Below are 912 nucleotides of genomic sequence, written 5' to 3'. Positions count from 1 at the left end.
CGTCATCCGCTATCGCGATACCGGCGGCGAACACCGCGTTCTCGCGCGCGCGGCCATCGACGCGTCCGGAACATGGTGGCGGCCAAATCCGATCGGCGTCGACGGGCTGCCGGTTGTCGGCGAAGGCGAGGCGTCGGCACGCATCGCCTATGGCATTCCCGACGTGGTCGGCAAGGCGAGAGAAGACTATGCGGGCAAGCGCATCCTGGTCATCGGCGGCGGGCACTCGGCCATCAACGTCGCATTGGCGCTGATGGAGTTGCAGGATGCGGCGCCTGGCACCGAAATCTTCTGGGCGCTGCGCCACGCCAGCATCGAGAGACTGCTCGGCGGCGGGCTGAACGACCAGTTGCCGGAACGCGGCGCGCTTGGATTGGCGGCCAGGCAGGCGATGGCGGATGGCAGGCTGAACATGCTGGCGCCCTTCGCCGTCAACGGCATCGAGAGACAAGGCGAGGGCCTCGTGGTCGACGCCAACCTGGGTGGCAAGCCGTTCAACCTGGCCATCGACCGCATCGTCGTCACCACCGGCTTCAGGCCAGACCTGTCGTTCCTGAGCGAAATCCGCATCGCGCTCGATCACGCCGTCGAAGCGCCGCCGGCACTGGCGCCACTGATCGATCCAAACTACCACTCATGCGGCACGGTTCCGGCGCATGGCATTGCAGAGCTCGCGCACCCCGAACCGGGCTTCACCATCGTCGGCTCGAAATCCTACGGCCGTGCCCCGACTTTCCTGATGGCGACCGGCTACGAGCAAGTCCGCTCGGTGGTGGCCGATATTGCCGGAGACCATGCCGCGGCCCGCGAAGTCCGGCTGGTGCTGCCGGAGACCGGCGTGTGCAGCGCCGTCGGTGTCGTGACGGTGTCGGCAAGCGCCGGCTGCTGTGGCGGGCCCCCGCCCGCCGCCGT

1 pseudogene is annotated in these 912 nt (G+C 68.1%); it reads left to right on the top strand.

Annotated elements, in window-relative coordinates:
- Positions 1–912, top strand: a pseudogene (locus EN893_RS35780) (lysine N(6)-hydroxylase/L-ornithine N(5)-oxygenase family protein); the annotation flags it as partial.

This window comes from Mesorhizobium sp. M7A.F.Ca.CA.004.04.2.1 (genome assembly GCF_004022825.1).
Lineage (GTDB): Bacteria > Pseudomonadota > Alphaproteobacteria > Rhizobiales > Rhizobiaceae > Mesorhizobium.
This window is presented reverse-complemented; position numbering and strand designations above follow the sequence as displayed.